Origin of the sequence: Streptomyces sp. NBC_01537 (assembly GCF_045040445.1) — a bacterium.
Classification (GTDB): domain Bacteria; phylum Actinomycetota; class Actinomycetes; order Streptomycetales; family Streptomycetaceae; genus Actinacidiphila.
On record NZ_CP109392.1, the window covers coordinates 2,888,845 to 2,910,065 of the forward strand.

The following is a 21,221-nucleotide window of genomic DNA, read 5'->3' on the forward strand; positions in this document are numbered from 1 at the left end:
ATCACCGCATCCCCGCCGCGGCCCGGGCCGCTCAGACGTCGAACGTGATGGCGTCGAGCGCCCGGGCCGCGGCGCGGTCGAGCAGCACCGTCGAGACGCACGCACCCGGGAGCCCCCCGGCCCGCGCCGCCGCCAGCAGTCTCCGGGACGCCCTGCGATGCCTGGCCATCGCGTACGCGGACACCCCGCGGCCGCGCGAGCGCTGCCCGTCGCGGGCCGCCTCCTCCGGCACGTCGAGCAGCAGCAGGTGCATGCCCCGGCCGCGCCCGGCCGCCTGGCGGGCGAGCCAGTTCCGTACCCATGGCAGCGTGCCGCAGTCGTGGACGACGACGCTCTCGCCGGAGCGCAGCGCCCGCCGCATGCCCGCGTAGTGGGCGATCCGGACCAGCGGGCGGTAGACGGCGTAGGGCAGCCGGCGCGGCATGCGGGCCGCCCAGCGCAGGCGTACGTCCTGCGAGTCGATCAGCCGGGCGCCGGCCGCGCGCCGCATGAGGGTGCTCTTGCCGCCGCCGGGCAGGCCGGAGACGACGAGCACATCGCCGGCGGGGTAGCTCAGGGTGCGCACCGCGCGGCCGCGCAGGTCCGTCAGACGACGCCCCGGCCGCACTCTCGACGGGGCCGGGACCGTGATTCGTAGGGCCTGGCCGGGGACGGTCATGCCCCCGGCGGCCGACGCGTACGCACCGCTCCATCGCACCAGCACAGCGATCGCCCTCCCGGTCGAGCTTTGTTCAAGAAATGGTAATGGGGAGACCAATGACTTCCCTATGATCCGGGCCCCTTCGGGACATGATCGGGACGGAGCCAAGACGGATCCGGGACGGGCGTGCAATGATGAGCGCCTCAATCTCATACAGGCCGTTCGAGGCCGCGCGGGAGAGTCCCAGCCGGGTGCAGACGCAACCGGCGGGCGCCGAAGGAGCAAGTCCTCCCTTGAATCTCTCAGGCACAGTCACCGCGCGGACGAGGCACATCTGAAAAGCGGGCAGCGGCCGTGATCCGGCGCCGCCCCACCCAAGGTGCAAACCGGGACCCTTTCAGGGGTCCAGGTGAACCTCTCAGGTTCCGATGACAGATGGGGAGGATCAGCCTCGCCACGCCTGCATTGGGAGCCCGTTCGATGACCAGTACCCCGCCGCGCCGTACCGCGCTCGACGCGCTGCACCGCGCGCTCGGTGCCACCATGACCGACTTCGCGGGCTGGGACATGCCGCTGCGCTACGGCAGCGAGCGCGACGAGCACACCGCGGTGCGCACGCGCGCCGGGCTCTTCGACCTCTCCCACATGGGTGAGATCACCGTCACCGGCCCACAGGCGGCCCTCGCCCTGGACCACGCGCTGGTCGGCCACCTCTCCGCGCTCGCGGTCGGCCGGGCCCGCTACACGATGATCTGCCAGGAGGACGGCGGGATCATCGACGACCTGATCGTCTACCGGCTCGGCGAGACCGAGTTCATGATCGTCGCCAATGCCTCCAACGCGGCCGTCGTCCTGCCCGCCGTCACCGCCCGCACCGCCGGCTTCGAGGCGGACGTACGGGACGACCGGGACGCATACGCACTGATCGCCGTCCAGGGCCCGGAGTCCCCCGGGATCCTCAAGAGCCTCACGGACGCCGACCTCGACGGCCTCAAGTACTACGCCGGGCTGCCCGGGACCGTCGCGGGCGTCGAGGCACTGATCGCCCGCACCGGCTACACCGGCGAGGACGGCTTCGAGCTCTTCGTGGACCCGGCCGACGCCGAGAAGCTCTGGCAGGCCATCACCGAGGCCGGCGCCCCAGTGGGGCTGGTGCCCTGCGGCCTGTCCTGCCGCGACACGCTGCGCCTGGAGGCCGGCATGCCGCTGTACGGGCACGAGCTGACGGCCGCCCTCACCCCCTTCGACGCCGGACTCGGCCGGGTCGTGAAGTTCGACAAGCCCGGCGGCTTCGTGGGGCGTGCAGCCCTGGAGGCCGCCGCCGGCCGTCCCGTCCGCAAGCTGGTCGGCCTGGTCGCCGAGGGCCGCCGGGTCCCCCGGGCGGGCTATCCGGTGGTGGCGGCCGACGGCACGGTGATCGGCGAGGTCACCTCCGGCGCCCCGTCCCCGACCCTGGGCAGGCCGATCGCCATGGCGTACGTGGACGCCGAGTATGCCGCGCCCGGCACGGAGGGGGTCGCGGTGGACATCCGCGGCAGCCACGAGGCGTACGCCGTCGTGGCCCTGCCCTTCTACAAGCGCACCCGCTGACCCTTTTCGCGAGCACACCACCTCATCCAGGAGAATCAGGTCATGAGCAACCCCCAGCAGCTGCGCTACAGCAAGGAGCACGAGTGGGTCTCCGCCGCCGAGGCGGGAGTCTCCACCGTGGGCATCACCTCGCACGCCGCCGACGCACTCGGTGACGTCGTGTACGTACAGCTCCCGGAGGTCGGCGCCACGGTCACCGCGGGCGACACCTGCGGCGAGCTGGAGTCGACCAAGTCGGTCAGCGACCTGTACGCGCCCGTCTCCGGTGAGGTCACCGAGGTCAACCAGGACGTGGTGGACGACCCGGCACTGGTGAACTCCGCCCCCTTCGAGGGCGGCTGGCTCTTCAAGGTGAAGATCTCGGACGAGCCGGCGGATCTGCTGTCCGCCGACGAGTACGCCTCCTTCACCGGCAACTGACCCTAAGCCTCAGCCTCGCCTCAGCCGATCAGCCCCAGCCGAACGGGATACCGCCTGATGTCTTCTCTCCTCAACAGCTCCCTGCACGAGCTCGACCCCGATGTCGCCGCCGCCGTCGACGCCGAGCTCGACCGCCAGCAGTCCACCCTGGAAATGATCGCCTCCGAGAACTTCGCCCCGGTCGCCGTCCTCGAAGCGCAGGGCTCGGTGCTCACCAACAAGTACGCCGAGGGCTACCCCGGCCGCCGCTACTACGGCGGCTGTGAGCACGTCGACGTCATCGAGCAGCTCGCCATCGACCGCATCAAGGCGCTCTTCGGCGCCGAGCACGCCAACGTACAGCCGCACTCGGGCGCGCAGGCCAACGCCGCCGCGATGTTCGCGCTGCTCTCCCCCGGCGACACGATCCTCGGCCTGAGCCTCGCCCACGGCGGGCACCTCACCCACGGCATGAAGATCAACTTCTCCGGCAAGCTCTACAACGTCGTCCCCTACCACGTGGACGCCGAGACCGGCCTGGTCGACATGGAGGAGGTCGAGCGCCTCGCCAAGGAGAACCAGCCCAAGCTGATCGTCGCCGGCTGGTCCGCCTACCCGCGCCAGCTGGACTTCGCCGCGTTCCGGCGGATCGCCGACGAGGTCGGCGCCCTGCTGATGGTCGACATGGCGCACTTCGCGGGCCTGGTGGCCGCCGGGCTGCACCCCTCCCCCGTCCCCTACGCGGACGTGGTGACGACCACCACCCACAAGACCCTGGGCGGCCCGCGCGGCGGCGTCATCCTCTGCAAGGCCGAGCTCGCCAAGAAGATCAACTCGGCGGTCTTCCCCGGTCAGCAGGGCGGTCCGCTGGAGCACGTCATCGCGGCGAAGGCGGTCGCCTTCAAGGTCGCGGCGAGCGAGGAGTTCAAGGACCGCCAGGTCCGCACCCTCGAAGGCGCCAAGATCCTCGCCGAGCGCCTGGTCCAGCCCGACCTCACCGAGGCCGGCGTCTCCGTCCTGTCCGGCGGCACCGACGTCCACCTGGTCCTGGTCGACCTGCGCAACAGCGAGCTCGACGGCCAGCAGGCCGAGGACCGCCTCCACGAGGTCGGCATCACGGTCAACCGCAACGCCATCCCCAACGACCCCCGGCCGCCCATGGTCACCTCCGGCCTGCGCATCGGCACCCCGGCCCTGGCCACCCGAGGCTTCCAGGCCGAGGACTTCCGCGAGGTCGCCGACATCATCGCCGAGGCCCTCAAGCCCGGCTTCGACGAGGACCAGGCCAAGGCGCTCGGCGCCCGGGTCTCGGCCCTGGCGGCCAAGCACCCGCTGTACCCGGGTCTGTCGACCCGCTGACCTGTTGCGGTATCGTCAACGCGTTCCACGGTACGGAACACGTACGGAACGCGTTGACGATCCTCCCGCCCCCTCCGACTCTCCCCTCCACGCACCAACCGACGGAGTCAACCGTGGCCATTTCCGTCTTCGACCTCTTCTCGATCGGCATAGGCCCGTCCAGCTCCCACACCGTGGGCCCGATGCGCGCCGCCCGCATGTTCGCCCGCCGCCTCAAGAACGAAGGCCTGCTCACCCACGTGGCCTCCGTCCGCGCCGAGCTCTTCGGCTCCCTCGGCGCCACCGGCCACGGCCACGGCACCCCCAAGGCCGTACTCCTCGGCCTGGAGGGCAACTCCCCCCGCACGGTCGACGTCGAGACCGCCGACGCCCAGGCCGAGCGGATCCGCGCATCCGGCCGCATCAACCTCCTCGGCGTCCACGAGATCGACTTCGCCTTCGACACCCAGCTCATCCTCCACCGCCGCCGCTCCCTCCCGTACCACGCGAACGGCATGACCCTCTTCGCGTACGACACCGACGGCGCGCCCCTGCTGGAGAAGACCTACTACTCCGTCGGCGGCGGCTTCGTCGTCGACGAGGACGCGGTCGGCGAGGACCGCATCAAGCTCGACGACACCGTCCTGAAGTACCCCTTCCGCACCGGCGACGAGCTGCTCCGCCTCTCCCACGACACCGGCCTGTCCATCTCCGGCCTCATGCTGGAGAACGAGAAGTCCTGGCGCACCGAGACCGAGATCCGCGCCGGCCTCCTCGACATCTGGCACGTCATGCAGGCCTGCGTGGCCCGCGGCATGTCCCGCGAGGGCATCCTCCCCGGCGGCCTCAAAGTCCGCCGCCGCGCCGCCAACACCGCCCGCCAGCTCCGCACCGAAGGCAACCACCTCGCCCACGCCATGGAGTGGACCACCCTCTACGCCATGGCCGTCAACGAGGAGAACGCCGCCGGCGGCCGCGTCGTCACCGCCCCCACCAACGGCGCCGCCGGCATCATCCCCGCCGTCCTCCACTACTACGTCAACTTCGTCCCCGGCGCCGACGACGACGGCGTCGTCCGCTTCCTCCTCTCCGCCGGCGCCATCGGCATGCTCTTCAAGGAGAACGCCTCCATCTCCGGCGCCGAGGTCGGCTGCCAGGGCGAAGTCGGCTCCGCCTGCTCCATGGCCGCCGGCGGCCTCGCCGAAGTCCTCGGCGGCTCCCCCGAAAAGGTCGAGAACGCCGCCGAGATCGGCATGGAACACAACCTCGGCCTCACCTGCGACCCCGTCGGCGGCCTCGTCCAGATCCCCTGCATCGAGCGCAACGGCATGGCCGCGGTCAAGGCCGTCACCGCCGCCCGCATGGCGATGCGCGGGGACGGGCGGCACCACGTGTCCCTCGACAAGGTCATCAAGACCATGAAGGAGACCGGGGCCGACATGAAGGTCAAGTACAAGGAGACCAGCCGCGGCGGCCTCGCGGTCAACGTCATCGAGTGCTGAGGAAACCGGCCCTGACCTGCTCCTTCGAGTCTTTCGGAGCCGTCAGGGCCTTCCCTGCTTGCACGGCGAAAAGTGCCGATGCCCCCGAGCGCGCCGGGGTACTGCCGCGCGGCGCCCATCGCGTACGTGGAGGACTTCTCGTCCCCGGCCTCGTACACCGCCAACACAGCCTGGTCGTCCGCGAGATGGCGCACCGTGACGGTGGCCGGGTGCTCGCGTACCGCGAGGCACGGGCGCGCCACGAAGGGTCGTGAGGGCGGTCCTGGCCCATTCCCGGGCGTCGCACAAGGGGTCGTACGGCACATATTGATGGCGCATGCCATCCATGTTGCGAGGCGATTTCCGACCCCTTCCGGCCACGGACGGTGCTCGCTACTGTGAGGGCACCGGAGCCGCCTATGCGGCCCCGCTCGCACCGGCTCGCAGTCGGTTCGGTGAGCGGGGTCCCCAGAGCCGAAGGAACGCCGAATGACCGCCCTCACGTCCGAGCCTCGCCGCTGCGGCGGCATGCTCGCCGTGGGGTGCGCGCCGGTTCGGTCCGGTGCCAGGCGGCGGCCCGCTTCCTTCTCCGACGGGCGCCGCCATGACGCGGGGCCGTCCATGAGCGCTCTCGGCGGCTCGATGCCCACGCCGACGGGCTGCAAGAAGGCTTCCACGGTGATGTACACGGGCCGGCCGTGCCGCCCCGCCCACGCGACGCCCAGTGCCCGTACGTTGCTGAGAGACGGATCCCGCCCGGGGCCGGTCCGCGGCTTCGTGCGTAACGCCTGACACGGCATCACCGCACCCTTCACTTCCGCCACCCCCCGCCCGCGCCTTCTCCGGCGACGATCGCGGCCTCCGCGCGTCCGCCGAACACGGCGTCCCGGCCGTTTCCCGCCGGTGACGGGGCCGGTGGCAGGACCGGTGGCCCGGGCTGGTGGCCCGGGCTGGTGACAAGCCGTCGTCAAGCTGCCCCGCGACACCCGTCAACACCCATTCCGAGCAGTGCCATGCGCCCGCTTGCGCAGGGGCTCACTGCCGCCACAACAGCTCCGACCACGACCTCCGACCGCAAGGGATGAGAAGCGTTGGACAACCACGACACCGTCACACCCGATCTGGAGAGGGAACTCCAGCGCCTGGAGGACGTCCAGGCGATCCACAACCTCATGGGCCGCCGCGCGTACCTGCACTCGGCCGGCCTCAACGACCGCGAGCTCCTGGAGTGCTGGGCGACGGACGCCCCCGGCGTCTCCTTCGAGGCCGAGGACTGGGGCGTGTGGGACGGCTGGGACCACATCTGGAACGCGTACGTGGAGAAGAACCCCTTCCCCGCCGGCACCCCGGGCCTGCTCATCGAGCACACCCTGACGACGCCCGTCATCGAGGTGGCCGGTGACGGCCTGACCGCCAAAGGGGTGTGGATCTCCCCGGGGCACGAGACCTTCCCGATGCCGGACGGCCTTCCGGCCGCCCACTGGTCATGGGGCCGCTACGGCGTCGACTTCCTCAAGGAGGGCGGCACCTGGCGGATCTGGCACCTCCACGTCTACACCACCTTCCGCACGCCGTACGACCAGGACTGGGTCGACTCCTCGATCAACCGCCCCGCCTATTTCCCGAAGAAGGGCGAGGTCGTTCCCGGCATGCCCGTGGTCGACCGGCCGGTGACCTTCAACCAGCCGTACGCGCTCGACGCGGTACCCGCCCTGCAGCCCCCGCCGCCCGAGCCGTACGGGAGCTGGCAGGAGACCACCGGCTACACCGACCCGCCGAAGGAGGCCTGAGGTGACGACCACTACCGGGACCCAGACGACCCCGACGACCCGGACCAGGGCTCAGCGGCTGCACCGGATCAGGGCGGTGCACGAGATCCACAACCTCATCGGCCGCCACGCCTTCTTCAGCGCGGCCGGCCACTACGACGACCTCATCGGCACCTTCGCCCGCCGCACCCCCGGCGTGACGGTCGAGCTGGCCGACTGGGGCGTGTACGAGGGGCTGGACGGCGCCCGCGCCGCGCTGGTCGGGCCGCTGCTGGAGATGGCCCGCCGCAACGGGGAGGGCATGCGAGCCGAGTACCCGGAGCTGGACGTCCAGGACGACCGCGCGGGGATGCTGCTGGAGAGCGCGTTCACGACCCCGGTCATCCAGGTCGCCGAGGACGGCGGCTCGGCCCGCGGCGTGTGGATGGTGATGGCCGCGCAGACGGGCTTCAACCCCGACGCGGGACGGCCCGAGGCCAGCTGGGCGTGGGTGCACTACGCCGTCGACTTCGTCCACGAGGAGGACGAGGAGAACGGCGTCTGGCGGATCCTGCGTCTGCGGGTCGTGCCGCGCTTCCGTACCGCCTACGACGGCAGCTGGGTCGAGAGCTCGCTGCGCCCGCAGTCGCCGCCACCGCTGTCCACGACGTCCGACCGGCCGCCGACCGCGCCCCTCAACGACTACTCCGTCACCCGCGTGCCGACGTACGACCCCAGGCCCCCGGAGCCGTACCGCACCCTCGACGACCTCCCGCCCCTGTAAAGGACCCCCCCCAGATGGCACAGGACCAGACGGCACAGGACCAGGACGACTTCGACAGGCGGTTGCGACGCCTGGAGGACATCCACGAGATCCACAACCTCATGGGCATGCACGAATACCTGCACGCCGCGGGACGCAACGGCGAGGAGTTCGAGACGCTCTTCGCCAAGGACGCGCCCGGCCTGACCTTCGAGCCCGAGGACTGGGGCGTCTTCGAGGGCGCGGAGACCGTCAAGGGCTGCTACGTCGACGGAGCCCCGCCGGAGTTGCCGGGGCTCATGACCGAGCACGCCGCCACCACCCCCGTGGTCGAGATCGCCGAGGACGGCCTGACCGCCAAGGGCGTGTGGATCTCCCCGGGCCACGAGACCTATCCCAGTCCGGACGGTCCGCCCATCGCCCACTGGTCGTGGGGCCGCTACGGCATCGACTTCGTCAAGGAGGGCGGCGCGTGGAAGTTCTGGCACTTCCACATCTACACCACCTTCCGCACGCCCTATCACCAGAGCTGGGTCGAGTCCTCGATCCACCGGCCGCCCTACTTCCCCGAACCCGGGCAGGTCATGGAGGGCATGACGCCCCCGTCGCGTCCGGTCAGCTTCAACCAGCCGTACCACGTCGACACGGCCCAGAGGCTGGCGCCGGCCCCGCCCGATCCGTACCGGACGTTCGACGAGACCTGGTCGTACACCGACCAGCCCACCTGACCCTCCACCTCAACGAGGAGCCGTACATGAGCGACACCGCGGAACTGACCACCGAGCAGAAGCTCCAGAAAGTCCTGGACATCCACGAGGTCCAGAACGTGATGAGCCGGCACGCCTACTACCACGGGCTCGGCAAGAACGCCGAGGAGCTGGAGGCGATCTGGGTCAAGGAGACCCCGGAGCCCACCTTCGCGCAGAACCAGGGCTACTTTGTCGGATACGAGTCCATCAACTACTACTACGGCGAGCTGTGCCGCATGATGCAGCGGGCCAACCTCAAGCTGCTCCGCCAGCACTACCCCGAGCTCGACGAGTCGGACGACAACCTGGGCGCCGGCACTCTGATCATGCACCCCCTGACCACTTCGATCATCGAGATCGCCGGCGACGGGAAGACGGCCAAGGGCATGTGGTACTCCCCGGGCCAGGTCACCGAGGTCATGCCGCCCGACTACAAGCCCATCGCGCACTGGATCTGGGAGAAGTACGGCGTCGACTTCGTCCGCGAGAACGGCCTCTGGAAGATCTGGCACATGCACGTCTACACGGACTTCTTCACGCCGGTCGGCGTGAGCTGGGCGGACCGGACCGCCGACGCGCCGATGGGCGTCGGCGGCCCCCCGGTGGAGATGCCGCGCCCCGACATCGAGGAGGAGACCTACAGGGTCTACAGCCAGACCCAGCTGCCGCAGGACCTGCCGCGCATGCCCGAGCCCTACGCCACCTTCAGCGAGACCTTCAGCTACTGACAGTGACCGGCCTCGCTGCCCGTTTCCGCACAGGGAACCAGCCCAAATAGGTAGAAGCGCTCGGGAATGCAAGCCCCGTTCCTGAGTATCGCTGCATCGCTGCCATACCGATTGCCATGCCTCATTCGGAATGGGAGCCACGGAAGACCGGCGGACACAGCGCTCCGCGTCGCGGAGTCCACTGCCGACGCATTCTTGACCTGGCGAACGGAACACAGACATGCCGCAAACCCTGCAACCTCAATACCAATGGCGTGTTCTCGTCGTACCCAGCTCTGTCTGCATGGCGGGAATCATCTCTGATCGCCGTGAGCGTGGTGGTTTTCTTCACCGCCGTCGGCGCGTTGTGCCGGGGATTCCTCTTGGACCGGTCCGGAGCGGTGAGTGTGTGCGCGACGGGTCTCGGGGCGCTGTTTCTGCCGGCACTCGCGACCCTTCGACGAGGTGTCGGACGCCTACTGACCGCCCGCCGCTCCGGCGCCCGCCGCCCAGGACGCTGCGTCCCGGGTGGCCGTCCACAGGACGGCATCCCGCCTTGCTCCCTGTTCCCGACGTACTGGAGGCCTTCGTGTCCCATCTGCCCGCCACGCAGAACCGCCGCGCCCCGCTCGCCTGCAGCGGGCCGGGAGGACTGCTGTGACCTCGCCCATCTCACCGACCGTCCCGCGTCCTCCCGTGCGCCTGGAGCGCGTCGTCATCCGCTTCGCCGGCGACTCCGGCGACGGCATGCAGCTCGCGGGCGACCGGCTGTCCGCCGACAGCGCCGCATTCGGCAACGACCTGGCGACCCGTCCGGACTTCCCGGCCGAGATCCGCGCCCCTCAGGGCACGGTGCCGGGTGTCTCCTCGTTCCAGGTGCACTTCGCCGACTACGACATCCTCACCCCCGGCGACCGCCCCGACGTGCTCGTCGCCATGAACCCGGCGGCCCTCAAGGCCAACGCCGCTGATGTGCCGCCCGGCGCGACCGTGATCGTCAACACCGACGAGTTCACCCGCCGCAACCTGCAGCGCGCGGGCTATGCGACCTCACCGCTGGAGGACGCGACCCTGAGCCGGCACGTCGTGCACCTGGTGCCCATGAGCAGCCTGACGCGTGGCGCGCTCGCCGACAGCGGCCTGTCCCGCAAGGACGCGGAGCGGGCGAAGAACATGTTCGCCCTCGGCCTGATCGCCTGGATGTACGGCCGCCCCACCGCCGGCACGGAGACCTTCCTGCGGCGGAAGTTCGCCGCCCGCCCGGAGGTGGCCGAGGCCAACGTCACAGCCTTCCGGACAGGCTGGAACTACGGCGAGTCCACGGAGGCGTTCGCCACCACCTACGAGATCGCCCCCGCCGAGCTGCCGCCCGGCACGTACCGGCAGATCACCGGCAACACCGCGCTCGCTCTCGGGCTGACTGCCGCCGGGCAGCGAGCGGGCCTTCCCGTGCTGCTCGGCAGCTACCCGATCACCCCGGCCTCCGACATCCTCCACGAACTCGCCCGCCACAAGGAGTTCGGCGTCCTCACCCTCCAGGCGGAGGACGAGATCGCCGGGATCGGCGCCGCGCTCGGCGCGGCCTTCGGCGGGGCGCTGGGAGTCACCTCCACCTCCGGGCCGGGGCTGGCCCTGAAGAGCGAGATCCTCGGCCTGGCGGTGATGACCGAGCTGCCACTGGTCGTGATCGACGTCCAGCGCGGCGGGCCGTCCACCGGGCTGCCCACCAAGACCGAGCAGTCCGACCTGCTGCAGGCCATGCACGGCCGCAATGGTGAGGCCCCGCTGCCCGTCATCGCTCCGCGCTCGCCCGGCGACTGCTTCGACGCCGCCCTGGAAGCGGCCCGGATCGCGCTCGCCTACCGCACCCCGGTCCTGCTCCTGTCGGACGGAGCGCTGGCGAACGGCTCCGAACCGTGGCTGGTCCCGGAGCCCGACGACCTGCCGGACCTGCGCGTGGAATTCGCGACCGAGCCCAACGCCCCGGACGGGTCGGGGGCGTTCTGGCCGTATCTGCGCGACCGGACCACCCTTGCCCGACCGTGGGCGATCCCGGGCACGCCAGGCCTGGAGCATCGCATCGGCGGCCTGGAGAAGTCCGACGGCCCAGGAACGATCTCCTACGACTCGGCCAACCACGAGCTCATGGTCCGGCTGCGCCAGGCGAAGGTCGACGGCATAGACGTGCCCGACGTCGAGGTCGAGGACCCCGACGGCCGGGCGGACGTACTGGTGCTCGGCTGGGGTTCGACGTACGGGCCCATCGGTGCGGCCTGCCGCCGGGTGCGGGCCCGCGGACTGCCCGTGGCCCAGACCCATCTGCGGCATCTGCGGCCCTTCCCGGGCAATCTCGGCGCGGTTCTGCGTGCCTACCGGCAGGTGGTGGTGCCCGAGATGAACCTCGGCCAGCTCGCCGGGCTCCTGCGCGCCGCGTACGGAGTGGACGTGGTCAGCCGTTCGAAGGTCACCGGCCAGCCCTTCGGAGCCGAGGAACTCGCCGACGCCTTCGTATCCGTGATCAAAGGAGAATCGGCATGACCACGACCGAGCTCGGCCTGCCGGGCAGGCACGGTCTGGACGGCGTGCCCTCGGCCGACGAGCCGCAGACCGCCAAGGACTACCGCTCGGACCAGGAAGTCCGCTGGTGCCCCGGCTGCGGGGACTATGCCGTACTGGCAGCGGTCCAGTCCTTCCTGCCCGAACTCGGACTGCGCCGCGAGAACATCGTCTTCATCTCGGGCATCGGCTGCTCGTCCCGCTTCCCGTACTACCTCGACACCTACGGGGTGCACTCCGTGCACGGACGCGCCCCCACCCTGGCCACCGGCCTCGCCGTCACCCGCCCGGATCTCAGCGTCTGGGTGGTCACCGGTGACGGCGACGCGCTGTCCATCGGGGGAAACCACCTCATCCACGCCCTGCGGCGCAACGTCAACCTGAAGATCCTGCTCTTCAACAACCGGATCTACGGACTGACCAAGGGCCAGTACTCTCCCACCTCGGATCCCGGGACGGTCACCAGGTCGACCCCGCTGGGCTCGGTCGACCACCCTTTCAACCCGGTCTCGCTCGCCCTCGGCGCGGAGGCGACCTTCGTGGCCCGAGCCCTGGACTCCGACCGCGCGCAGCTCACCGAGGTGCTACGGGCGGCGGCCGAGCACAGGGGGACGGCCCTTGTGGAGATCTACCAGAACTGCCCGGTCTTCAACGACGGCGCCTTCGACGCCGTGAAGGATCCCCAGGAGCGCGTCCAGCGGATCATCCCGCTGCGCGACGGGGAACCGGTGCGCTTCGGGGCCGAGGGAGAGTACGGCGTCGTGCGCGACCTCCGTACCGGCGGACTGCGTGTGGCCCCGGTCGCCGAGACGGGCGAGGACGCCCTGGTCGTGCACGACGCCGCGGCCGGCGACCCCACGCAGGCGTTCGCCCTGTCCCGGCTGGACAGCGGGGACCACGGCCCCGTCGTGCCCGTCGGGGTGTTCCGGGCGGCTCGGCGTCCCACCTACGACGACCTGGTAAGAGAGCAGGCGGCCCAGAGCGGGGGCGGTGGCACCCTGCGGGACCTGCTGCGAGGCCGCGACGCCTGGACCGTGGAACCGCATCGGAGGGATACCCCATGACGTACGTCATCGCACAGCCCTGCGTGGACGTGAAGGACCGGGCATGCGTGGAGGAATGCCCCGTGGACTGCATCTACGAGGGCGAGCGCATGCTCTACATCCACCCGGAGGAATGCGTCGACTGCGGCGCCTGCGAACCCGTGTGCCCGGTCGAGGCGATCTTCTATTCCGAGGACGTGCCGCCGGAGTGGGCCGCCTTCACCAACGCCGGCGAGGCCTTCTTCACCGGCCTCGGCTCTCCGGGAGGTGCCTCCGGGACCGGCCCGATATCGGCGGACGCCCCGCTCGTCGCCGATTTTCCACCACCCGTCCGTTGATCGTCAGTGAATCCCGTTTCTCCGAGAAGCGGGTGCACCTCAATTAGAAGGCGAGGATGGCAACACGGAGAGACGGAATTCTCACGTGGCGTTTATTCCGGAGACCGGACGACCACTGCCCATCGTCTCCAGGAATGGCAGCCATCAGCACGCAGCCGACGCCGATGCATTCTCACCGTGTCGTACGGCGTGTTGAATTCGAGACCACCACATACCTCGTTGAGTCAGAGCCGACGTTGAGGAGTTCATGGTGTTGAGGCGTACAGCATTGTCACTTATCGGATCATCCGTCCTGGTGGCCGCCACCGGCTGTGCCGGCTCGGGCAGCACAGGAGGGTCCAGACAGAAGACCACCTTCACGATGGCCGCGTTCCCGACAGGGAACTCGATGGACCCGTGGAAGACCCAGCTGAGCCAGTACGTGACAGCCGCGACGTACGACACGCTCACCCATCTCGACGCGGACGGCACCGTCGTCCCGTGGCTGGCCACCTCGTGGGACTACAGCGACTCCAAGACCCTGGTGATGGAGCTGCGTACCGATGTGGTCTTCACCGACGGCGCGAGCTTCGACGCGGAGACCGTCAAGGCCAACATCGAGTACGCCAAGTCGGTCAGTCCGTCGAACGTGGCGGCGGCGCCCTACCTCTCGTACATCCAGTCGGTCGACGTCGTGTCCAAGAGCAAGGTGCGCTTCAACCTGACGTCCCCCCAGCCCGACCTGCCCTACGGGTTCTCCCAGCAGGCCGGCTGGATGATAAGTCCCACCGCGCTCAAGAACCCCAGCACGCTCGCCGACACAGCGGTCGGATCCGGCCCGTACATCCTCGACAAGAGCGGCACGACGCAGAACAAGACCTACACGTTCACCCAGAACAAGAAGTACTGGGCGACGGCCGCCCAGTGGCCCCGCTTCGAAAAGCTGGTGGTGCAGTTGATGGCCGACCCCACGGCCACCGACAACGCGGCACGCGGCGGCCAGATCGACTACACGATCGTGTCGGCTGGAACGGAAATCAACGGGTGGAAGATCGCCCAGGGCTCCGCATCCGCCTTCTTCGGCTTCACGATCTTCGACACCAAGGGCGAGATCAACAAGCCGCTGGGTGATGTGCGCGTCCGGCAGGCCATGAACTACGCGATCGACAGGAAGGCCATCCTCAAGTCCGTGCTCGCCGGTCAAGGGGTCACCAACGCCTCGACGCCGTTCGGACCGGACAGCCTCGGCTACAGCCAGAGCATCGACAGCTACTACACCTATGACGTGGCCAAGGCCAAGCAGCTCCTGCGCCAGGCCGGCTACCCGAACGGGTTCTCGGTCAAGGTGGTGAACAACCCGCAGTGGGACCAGATGGCCCAGGCCCTCGCCGGCTATCTCCGCAAGGTCGGCATCGACGTGCAGCTCAGCAACCACGGTGACGACTTCGTGCAGCAGACCAACTCCGGCAAGTGGGCGATGTCCACGTGTCTCCTGTCGGTGACCGGACTCCCCTACAGCGACATCACCTTCGCGATGACGAAGAAGTCTGCGATGAACCCGCTCGGCAACAGCAACGCGACGGTGAATGCCCTGCTGGCCAAGGCCGTCTCAGCCGAAGGAGCCGAGCAGAAGCGGCTCTACGCGCAGTTGGCCGAGACCGCCGCGGAGCAGGCGTGGTACGTGATCCCGGCATTGAGCAGCCAGCTGCACGGCTACAACCCGGATGTCGTCAAGGTGGTCGAGCCCGACCGGGCCGGTGCACCGATGCTGTACCACTTGACGCCGGTCGGGAGCTGAGTGATCATGCTCCGATTGTGTTTGCGGCGGCTGGCGTCCGTGGTCCCCATCATGGGGATCGTCGCGACGCTGACGTTTCTGCTGGTCCAGCTTGTTCCTGGGGACCCGGCGTCGTTTCTGCTCGGCACGGGGGCCACGGCGGACCAGGTGGCCGAACTCCGAGCCTCGCTGGGACTGGACCGGCCGACAATCGTCCAGTACGGCGACTGGCTCGGCGGCCTGTTCCACGGCGACCTGGGGGCGTCCCTGGTGTCGAATCAGACGGTGACCGACGCCCTCGGCAGCGCGCTGCCGGTCACGGTGTCGGTCGCCGTGCTGGCCACGGGGTTCACCCTCCTGGTCGGCGTCACCCTCGGGACGGTCGCGGCCGTGCGGGGCGGCGCGATGGACCGCGCGGTCATGTGGGTGGCCAGCATCGGCATGGCGGTTCCGAGCTTCTGGCTCGCGGGCCTGCTCGTGTTCGCCTTCGCCATCCGGCTTCCGGTGCTGCCGGCCACCGGGTACGTGGCTTTCACCGCCTCACCGGGGGAATGGCTGTCGCACCTGATCCTGCCGATGGTCGCCGTGGGGCTGGCGGGGGTGGGGCCGGTGGCGTTCCAGACCCGGGCGGGCGTTGTCGACCAGCTCTCGCGCGACTACGTTCGCATGCTTGCGGCCAATGGGCTGTCCCGTAGGCGGATCGTGTGCAGGCATGTGCTGCGCAACGCCAGCGGCCCGGTGGTGACCGTGGGCAGCCTCGGTTTCGTGTTCGCTCTCGGCGGGGTCATGGTGATCGAGGCGATCTTCAACCTGCCCGGCGTGGGCACGCTGATGCTCAGCTCGATCCGCCAGCATGATCTTCCGATCGTGCAGGGCGCGGTGCTGGCGTTCAGCCTCATCATCGTCGCTGTCAACCTGCTGACCGATGTGGTGGCCGCGGCCCTCAACCCAAGGATCCGGTTCTCATGACCCCGTCCGTCGCAGTCCTGCGCAAGGCGCTCGCCCGCCCGGCAGTCTGGGTGAGTCTCATCTGGCTGATCGGAATCAGCGTGGCATGCGCGATGGCATCGGTGCTCGCGCCCATCGACCCGCTGGAGCAGGACCTGTCCAACCCGTTCAGCGGGCCCGGCGCAGCGCACTGGCTGGGCTCCGACGAGCTCGGCCGCGACATCTTCTCGCGGCTGCTGCACGGCGGAGGCGGACTGCTGCTGACCGCTCTCATCCCGGTAGGGGTCTCCTTGCTGCTCGCCGTACCCGGCGGGCTGCTCGCGGGCTACCTGTCGGGGCGGGTCGACACCGCCGCCACCTTCGTCGTCGACATCCTGTTCGCGCTGCCGGGTCTGGTGGTGGTGCTGGCCATCGCTGCGGTGACCGACAACAACCTGATCGTGATGGCCATCTCCTTCGGAGTGCTGACCAGCGGCGCCGTCTTCCGGGTCGTGAGGACCTCGACGGCTGCCGCACGCGAGCTGCCGTACGTCGACGCCGCGCTGGTCTCCCGGCTGTCGCGCCCGCGGATCCTGGCCCGGCACATCCTGCCTAACGTCACCGGTCCCCTCATCGTCCAGGCGGTCGTGCAGTACAGCGGCACGTTCCTGTTTCTGACGTCCCTGTCCTTCCTCGGCCTCGGCTTCTCGCCGGAGACCCCGAGCTGGGGTCAGATGACCCTGAACGCCGCAAACAACATGGATCAGCACCCGTGGCTGATGGTTCCGGTCGGCTTCGCCCTCACCGCGACCGTGCTGTCCCTCAACCTCGTCGGCCACGCCCTGCTGGAGGCGCTGAGCGGGCACCGGCGTCCGTCGCAACTGCCTGACCCGCGACGGCCGGTGCCGGATGAGCCTGCGGACGCGGTGGCCCCGCCCGCGCCGGCGTCGGAGGCGGTGCTGACGGTCGACCGGCTGCACGTGTGCTATCTGGGAGAGGACGGCAGCGACCGAGCCGTGGTCCGGGACGTCGGCTTCCAGCTGCAGCGCGGAGAGGTGTTCGGTCTGGTCGGCGAGTCCGGATCCGGCAAGACAACGACCGCGCTGTCCATCCTCGGGCTGGTGCCGCCGCCCGGGCGGGTCACCTCGGGCCGGGTGCTACTCCACGGAGAGGACCTGCTGCGCCTGAACGAGGCGCGACTGTGCAAGGTCCGCGGGTCCCGAATAGGCCTTGTGGCCCAGGAACCGATGGCCGCGCTCGACCCCTCCTTCACCGTCGGCTCGCAACTGGACGAGATGATCTGCCTGCATCGGCGCGTCCGTCGGCGGGAGGCCCGGCGGATCGCGCTGAGTCTGCTGACCCGCGTCGGCCTGCCCGATCCGGCCGCGGTCGCCCGCCGCTATCCGCACCAGCTCTCCGGGGGCATCGCACAGCGGGTGGCGATCGCGCTCGCCCTCAGCGGCGAGCCCGATGTGCTGGTCGCCGACGAACCCACCGCGGCGCTCGACGTCACCGTCCAGGCAGAAATCATCGATCTCCTGCTGCACCTGCGGGAGGAGTCCTCACTGACGCTTCTGCTGGTCACACACGACCTGGGTGTGGTCGCCGACATCTGCGACCGGGTCGCGGTCATGTCGGACGGTCGTCTGATCGAGGAGGGCACCACGGAGGCGGTGCTGCTGTCGCCCGCCCAGGAATACACCCGCACGCTGGTCGCGGCGACACCCCGGCTTCCGGTCGACGCCGGCGAGGAAAGGAGCTGGGGATGAGCACACCCCTGCTGGACGTCAGGGATCTCGGCGTGGAGTACAGGAGCGGGTGGCGCTCCAGTCCCACCAAGGCGGTCGACGACGTGAGCCTCACGGTCGGCCACGGGGAGATCGTGGGCCTTGTGGGCGAGTCGGGCTCGGGCAAGTCGACGGTGGGCAGGGCGATTCTCGGCCTGACGGCCCCGGCGCGGGGCACCATCCACCTCGACGGCCAGGACATCACCCACCGGCATGCCGCCGATCGGCGGGATCTGTCCACCGGGCTCCAGGTCGTCTTCCAGGACCCCTACGCCTCGCTCAATCCGGCATGCACCATCGGCAGGACGCTGGGTGAACCCCTCGAAGTCCACGGCAAGCTCAGTGCCGCGGACGCCCGGACGCGGATCGAGGAGCTGCTGACCCGGGTCGGCCTGCCCGCCGAAGCGATCGACCGCTACCCGAGCGCGTTCTCCGGAGGCCAGCGTCAGCGCATCGCCATCGCCAGGGCGATCTCCACCGATCCGGCGCTTGTCATCTGCGACGAACCGACCAGCGCCCTCGACGTGGTCACCCAGGCACGGATGCTCGACCTGATGAGCGACCTGAGCCGCGAGCGGGGGACGGCCATGTTGTTCATCGCGCACAACCTCGCGGTGGTCGCGGCCATCGCCCAACGAGTGGTCGTGCTCTACCGCGGGCGAGTCATGGAAACCGGAACCACACAGGACGTCCTGTTCCGGCCACTGCACCCCTACACCCAGGCGTTGATCGCCAGCTCACCCGTGGCCGACCCGCTCCGCCAACGCAAACGGCGAGCAGCCCGGCAGCAGGCCGGCCCGGTCGCCGCCAGTGAGGGGACAGGGCCCACGTCGCAAGGCTGCCCCTTCGCACCACGCTGCCCGCACGCCACGTCGACGTGCCGGATCCAGCGGCCGGCCGTCACCGTCGTCGATGGCCGGACGATCGCCTGCCACCTTTTCACCGCCGACAACCCCGCACCTGAGGGAGCAAACGCATGAGCGATATGACCCTGGACCAGCCCAACTCGGTGAACGTGGCGCCCGCGGGCGGAATGACGGCGGACCTGGTGGTGATCGGGGCCGGTGGTGCAGGGTTGCCGGCAGCGATCACCGCACAGGAGCACGGACTGGACCGGGTCGTGGTGCTGGAAAAGCGCCCGCTCGTGGGCGGCAACGCCGGTATGTCTGGCGGGTTCCTGTTCTCGGTGCAGAGCAGGTCCCAGCGTGAGGCCGGCCTCGGGAACTCGCCCGACACCGTCTTCCGGGACACGATGGCGTACCACCACTACGACGGCGTGGATCCCAGGCTTGTCCGGCTGTGGGTGGACGAGGCCGACGAGACGGTGAACTGGCTGGAGGATCGCGGTATCGGCTACCGGCCCATGACGGGCGTGGACCTGGGCGTTGAGCCCAGCGGATGGTCCAACCACCCCGGCAGCTTCCAGCGGGTGATGGAGGAGCTCAGCAAGCACTTCACAGCCAAGGGCGGCCAGATTCTCACCAGGGCCGCAGCGGCCGAGATCATCGGCTCGCCGGACACCGGGGTGAGCGCGGTGGTGGCCGACACCAGGGACGGCAGGATCACGATCCAGACCCCGCGGGTCGTGCTCGCCACCGGGGGCTTCACCGGAAACGTCGAACTGCTGCACGAGAAATTCCCCGGTGTCTACGACGAGGACGTCTACTGGACCGACACCAAGCGACTGGCCGGCGACGGAATCGCCCTCGCCGGCGCGGTCGGGGCCGACACAGGCGGCCGTTCGTTCCTCATCAAGGAGAACTGCTACAGCTTCAAGACCAAGAAGAACAAGCCGAACCGCGCGGGCATGGAGCCTCGTTGCCTGTGGGTGAACGCACGCGGCGATCGGTTCCTCGACGAATCACTCGGCAGGGTCAACGCCACCACCAACGCGCTGATCGTCCAGCCCGGCATGGCCGGGTTCGCACTGTTCGACGACGACTTGGTGCAGTACGTCATCGAACAGCCGGACCCGTTCGCCGGAGAGGCGCGTCCCGGCGAGGAAGATCCGGGCACCTGGATCGCCGGGGGCTACCGCACCACGCTGCGTGACACGCTGGCCGATCCGGCGAACAAGGACTGGTGCGTCTCGGCCAATGACTGGTCGGAGATCGCACACTGGATCGGCGCCGACCCGGAGGCGCTGGGCGCCACCGTGCAGGAATACAACGGCTACTGCGACGCCGGGCGTGACGCACTGTGGGCCAAGGACCCCGAGCACCTGGTCCCGCTGCGCAAGCCGCCGTTCTACGCCCTGCGGTTCCGGCCACTCATGATCGACACCGCCGGGCCGCTGCGGATCGACCAGCACCTGCGGGTGCTCGACCCGCAGTCCCGCCCCATCCCCGGACTGTTCGGGGCCGGCTCGGTCGTCGGCGGCTGGATCGGCCTTGACGAGCACCGGTTCGGCACTCCGCTGTCCTGGGCAATCAGTTCGGGCCGTATCGCCGGGATCCGCGCCGCCACGGGGTGACGGGGAGCACGCCCGTCTACCCCGTCGCCCTAGGGTCTGTCCGGCGCCGTGCTGAGGAAACCGGCCCTGACCTGCTCCTTCGAGTCTTTCGGAGCTGTCAGGGCCTTCCCTCTCACCTCTTCCGGCTCCGGAGGGACCGAGTCCCGCAACTAAATAACAATTGACTTGTTAAACTCGACGTATGACTACTCCCCCCGCCCCCGGCGAAGGCCCTGTCCGGCCGGTATCCGTCTCCCTCCACGAAGGCACCATCGCGGCGCTCAAGGAGCGCACCGGCAAGCGCGGCATGTCCGCATACCTCGAAGCTCTCATCCAGCGCCAGCTGGAGCGGGACCGACTTCGCGAGCTGATCGAGGACGCGGAAGCCGAGCACGGTCCGGTCGACCACGGCGCGGTCGAGGCCAAGCGGGCGGTCCTGCGCGGCAATACGGCCGGCTCGGCGGACGCCGCGTGAGCGGCACCCTCCTGCTGGACTGCGAAGGACTGTCCAAGCTCGTACGGCACTCCCCCGAACTCACCGAGTGGCTGGCCGCCGCCGAGGCAGAGGACATCCGCGTGGTCACCAGCTCCGTCACGCTCGTCGAAGCCCGTGACCCCCGGGTGAACCAAGCCCGCTTCGACTACGCGGTCTCGCGAGTGAACATCATCCCGCCTACGGAAGTCATCGCCCGCCACGCAAGCAAGCTTCTCGCCGCAGCCGGGCTGCACGGCCACAAGTACGCCCTCGACGCAATCGTGGCCGCCACCGCACTGGCCTCACCCGCCCCAGTGACCGTACTGACCTCCGACCCCGAGGACCTCCTGATGCTGTGCGGTCCTGGCACCCGCGTCATCAAAGTCTGACCCCTGCGACAAAGGTGTCCACAAGAGCGGAACCAAGCGCGGCGAGAGACCAGAAACCCTCTGGGTGAACGCGCCGCTCCGTA

19 protein-coding genes and 1 riboswitch are annotated in these 21,221 nt (G+C 69.5%); of the genes, 18 read left to right on the forward strand and 1 reads right to left on the reverse strand.

All coding sequences use genetic code 11. From position 1 onward, the window contains the following. Positions 1 to 31: 31 nt before the first annotated feature. Positions 32 to 703 carry an AAA family ATPase gene (locus OG607_RS13260; RefSeq protein ID WP_405722818.1) on the reverse strand — a complete coding sequence of 224 codons (672 nt, stop codon included), beginning with the start codon at positions 701 to 703 and terminating at the stop codon, positions 32 to 34. A 160-nt stretch (positions 704 to 863) separates the two neighbouring features. Beyond that, a riboswitch (glycine riboswitch) is annotated at positions 864 to 968 on the forward strand. A gap of 152 nt (positions 969 to 1,120) precedes the next feature. Between OG607_RS13260 and gcvT the strand changes: the two genes are divergently transcribed. From gcvT to OG607_RS13350, 18 genes are all read left to right on the forward strand, one after another. After that, positions 1,121 to 2,230 (forward strand): glycine cleavage system aminomethyltransferase GcvT, encoded by a 1,110-nt coding sequence (gene gcvT, locus OG607_RS13265; protein WP_405722820.1) that lies wholly within the window; start codon positions 1,121 to 1,123, stop codon positions 2,228 to 2,230. 42 nt (positions 2,231 to 2,272) lie between these two features. Next, positions 2,273 to 2,650, forward strand: coding sequence for a glycine cleavage system protein GcvH (gene gcvH / locus OG607_RS13270; RefSeq protein ID WP_329311964.1), 378 nt, complete (start codon positions 2,273 to 2,275; stop codon positions 2,648 to 2,650). Positions 2,651 to 2,707: 57 nt separating this feature from the next. Next, the gene (glyA, locus tag OG607_RS13275; protein ID WP_405722821.1) at positions 2,708 to 3,988 is read left to right on the forward strand and encodes a serine hydroxymethyltransferase; all 1,281 of its coding nucleotides are present in this window, start codon (positions 2,708 to 2,710) and stop codon (positions 3,986 to 3,988) included. Between the two features lie 113 nt (positions 3,989 to 4,101). Beyond that, entirely contained in the window at positions 4,102 to 5,469 is a 1,368-nt protein-coding gene (locus OG607_RS13280) for an L-serine ammonia-lyase (RefSeq protein ID WP_405722823.1), read from the forward strand. Between the two features lie 1,070 nt (positions 5,470 to 6,539). Then, positions 6,540 to 7,238 (forward strand): nuclear transport factor 2 family protein, encoded by a 699-nt coding sequence (locus OG607_RS13285; protein ID WP_405722826.1) that lies wholly within the window; start codon positions 6,540 to 6,542, stop codon positions 7,236 to 7,238. Between the two features lies 1 nt (position 7,239). Next, the gene (locus OG607_RS13290) at positions 7,240 to 7,980 is read left to right on the forward strand and encodes a nuclear transport factor 2 family protein (protein ID WP_405722828.1); all 741 of its coding nucleotides are present in this window, start codon (positions 7,240 to 7,242) and stop codon (positions 7,978 to 7,980) included. A gap of 14 nt (positions 7,981 to 7,994) precedes the next feature. Beyond that, positions 7,995 to 8,687, forward strand: coding sequence for a nuclear transport factor 2 family protein (locus OG607_RS13295; protein WP_405722830.1), 693 nt, complete (start codon positions 7,995 to 7,997; stop codon positions 8,685 to 8,687). Between the two features lie 26 nt (positions 8,688 to 8,713). Continuing rightward, positions 8,714 to 9,436 carry a nuclear transport factor 2 family protein gene (locus OG607_RS13300; RefSeq protein WP_405722832.1) on the forward strand — a complete coding sequence of 241 codons (723 nt, stop codon included), beginning with the start codon at positions 8,714 to 8,716 and terminating at the stop codon, positions 9,434 to 9,436. A gap of 636 nt (positions 9,437 to 10,072) precedes the next feature. Then, positions 10,073 to 11,953 carry a 2-oxoacid:acceptor oxidoreductase subunit alpha gene (locus OG607_RS13305; RefSeq protein ID WP_405722834.1) on the forward strand — a complete coding sequence of 627 codons (1,881 nt, stop codon included), beginning with the start codon at positions 10,073 to 10,075 and terminating at the stop codon, positions 11,951 to 11,953. Beyond that, positions 11,950 to 13,035, forward strand: coding sequence for a 2-oxoacid:ferredoxin oxidoreductase subunit beta (locus OG607_RS13310; protein ID WP_405722836.1), 1,086 nt, complete (start codon positions 11,950 to 11,952; stop codon positions 13,033 to 13,035). Before OG607_RS13305 ends, OG607_RS13310 begins: the two co-directional genes overlap by 4 nt. Continuing rightward, positions 13,032 to 13,352 carry a ferredoxin gene (gene fdxA, locus OG607_RS13315; RefSeq protein ID WP_405722837.1) on the forward strand — a complete coding sequence of 107 codons (321 nt, stop codon included), beginning with the start codon at positions 13,032 to 13,034 and terminating at the stop codon, positions 13,350 to 13,352. The genes OG607_RS13310 and fdxA overlap by 4 nt, the downstream gene beginning before the upstream one ends. A gap of 388 nt (positions 13,353 to 13,740) precedes the next feature. After that, the gene (locus OG607_RS13320; RefSeq protein WP_405722839.1) at positions 13,741 to 15,129 is read left to right on the forward strand and encodes an ABC transporter substrate-binding protein; all 1,389 of its coding nucleotides are present in this window, start codon (positions 13,741 to 13,743) and stop codon (positions 15,127 to 15,129) included. Positions 15,130 to 15,135: 6 nt separating this feature from the next. Beyond that, positions 15,136 to 16,077, forward strand: coding sequence for an ABC transporter permease (locus OG607_RS13325; protein ID WP_405722840.1), 942 nt, complete (start codon positions 15,136 to 15,138; stop codon positions 16,075 to 16,077). After that, entirely contained in the window at positions 16,074 to 17,804 is a 1,731-nt protein-coding gene (locus OG607_RS13330) for a dipeptide/oligopeptide/nickel ABC transporter permease/ATP-binding protein (RefSeq protein ID WP_405722842.1), read from the forward strand. Before OG607_RS13325 ends, OG607_RS13330 begins: the two co-directional genes overlap by 4 nt. Then, a complete protein-coding gene (locus OG607_RS13335) occupies positions 17,801 to 18,802 on the forward strand; it encodes an ABC transporter ATP-binding protein (RefSeq protein WP_405722843.1) in 1,002 nt (333 codons plus the stop codon). The genes OG607_RS13330 and OG607_RS13335 overlap by 4 nt, the downstream gene beginning before the upstream one ends. Next, the gene (locus tag OG607_RS13340) at positions 18,799 to 20,295 is read left to right on the forward strand and encodes an FAD-dependent oxidoreductase (protein ID WP_405722846.1); all 1,497 of its coding nucleotides are present in this window, start codon (positions 18,799 to 18,801) and stop codon (positions 20,293 to 20,295) included. The genes OG607_RS13335 and OG607_RS13340 overlap by 4 nt, the downstream gene beginning before the upstream one ends. Before the next feature lie 181 nt (positions 20,296 to 20,476). Next, entirely contained in the window at positions 20,477 to 20,749 is a 273-nt protein-coding gene (locus tag OG607_RS13345) for a hypothetical protein (RefSeq protein ID WP_405722847.1), read from the forward strand. Then, a complete protein-coding gene (locus tag OG607_RS13350) occupies positions 20,746 to 21,138 on the forward strand; it encodes a type II toxin-antitoxin system VapC family toxin (RefSeq protein ID WP_405722848.1) in 393 nt (130 codons plus the stop codon). Before OG607_RS13345 ends, OG607_RS13350 begins: the two co-directional genes overlap by 4 nt. Positions 21,139 to 21,221 lie beyond the last annotated feature (83 nt).

What these genes read in the sequence shown, in the direction of transcription:
- gcvT (WP_405722820.1), top strand. Translation starts at nt 1,121, where the DNA reads ATGACCAGTACCCCGCCGCGCCGTACCGCGCTCGACGCGCTGCACCGC.
- glyA (WP_405722821.1), top strand. Translation starts at nt 2,708, where the DNA reads ATGTCTTCTCTCCTCAACAGCTCCCTGCACGAGCTCGACCCCGATGTC.
- OG607_RS13340 (WP_405722846.1), top strand. Translation starts at nt 18,799, where the DNA reads ATGAGCGATATGACCCTGGACCAGCCCAACTCGGTGAACGTGGCGCCC.
- OG607_RS13325 (WP_405722840.1), top strand. Translation starts at nt 15,136, where the DNA reads ATGCTCCGATTGTGTTTGCGGCGGCTGGCGTCCGTGGTCCCCATCATG.
- OG607_RS13345 (WP_405722847.1), top strand. Translation starts at nt 20,477, where the DNA reads ATGACTACTCCCCCCGCCCCCGGCGAAGGCCCTGTCCGGCCGGTATCC.
- fdxA (WP_405722837.1), top strand. Translation starts at nt 13,032, where the DNA reads ATGACGTACGTCATCGCACAGCCCTGCGTGGACGTGAAGGACCGGGCA.
- OG607_RS13295 (WP_405722830.1), top strand. Translation starts at nt 7,995, where the DNA reads ATGGCACAGGACCAGACGGCACAGGACCAGGACGACTTCGACAGGCGG.
- OG607_RS13335 (WP_405722843.1), top strand. Translation starts at nt 17,801, where the DNA reads ATGAGCACACCCCTGCTGGACGTCAGGGATCTCGGCGTGGAGTACAGG.
- gcvH (WP_329311964.1), top strand. Translation starts at nt 2,273, where the DNA reads ATGAGCAACCCCCAGCAGCTGCGCTACAGCAAGGAGCACGAGTGGGTC.
- OG607_RS13310 (WP_405722836.1), top strand. Translation starts at nt 11,950, where the DNA reads ATGACCACGACCGAGCTCGGCCTGCCGGGCAGGCACGGTCTGGACGGC.
- OG607_RS13300 (WP_405722832.1), top strand. Translation starts at nt 8,714, where the DNA reads ATGAGCGACACCGCGGAACTGACCACCGAGCAGAAGCTCCAGAAAGTC.
- OG607_RS13320 (WP_405722839.1), top strand. Translation starts at nt 13,741, where the DNA reads ATGGACCCGTGGAAGACCCAGCTGAGCCAGTACGTGACAGCCGCGACG.
- OG607_RS13330 (WP_405722842.1), top strand. Translation starts at nt 16,074, where the DNA reads ATGACCCCGTCCGTCGCAGTCCTGCGCAAGGCGCTCGCCCGCCCGGCA.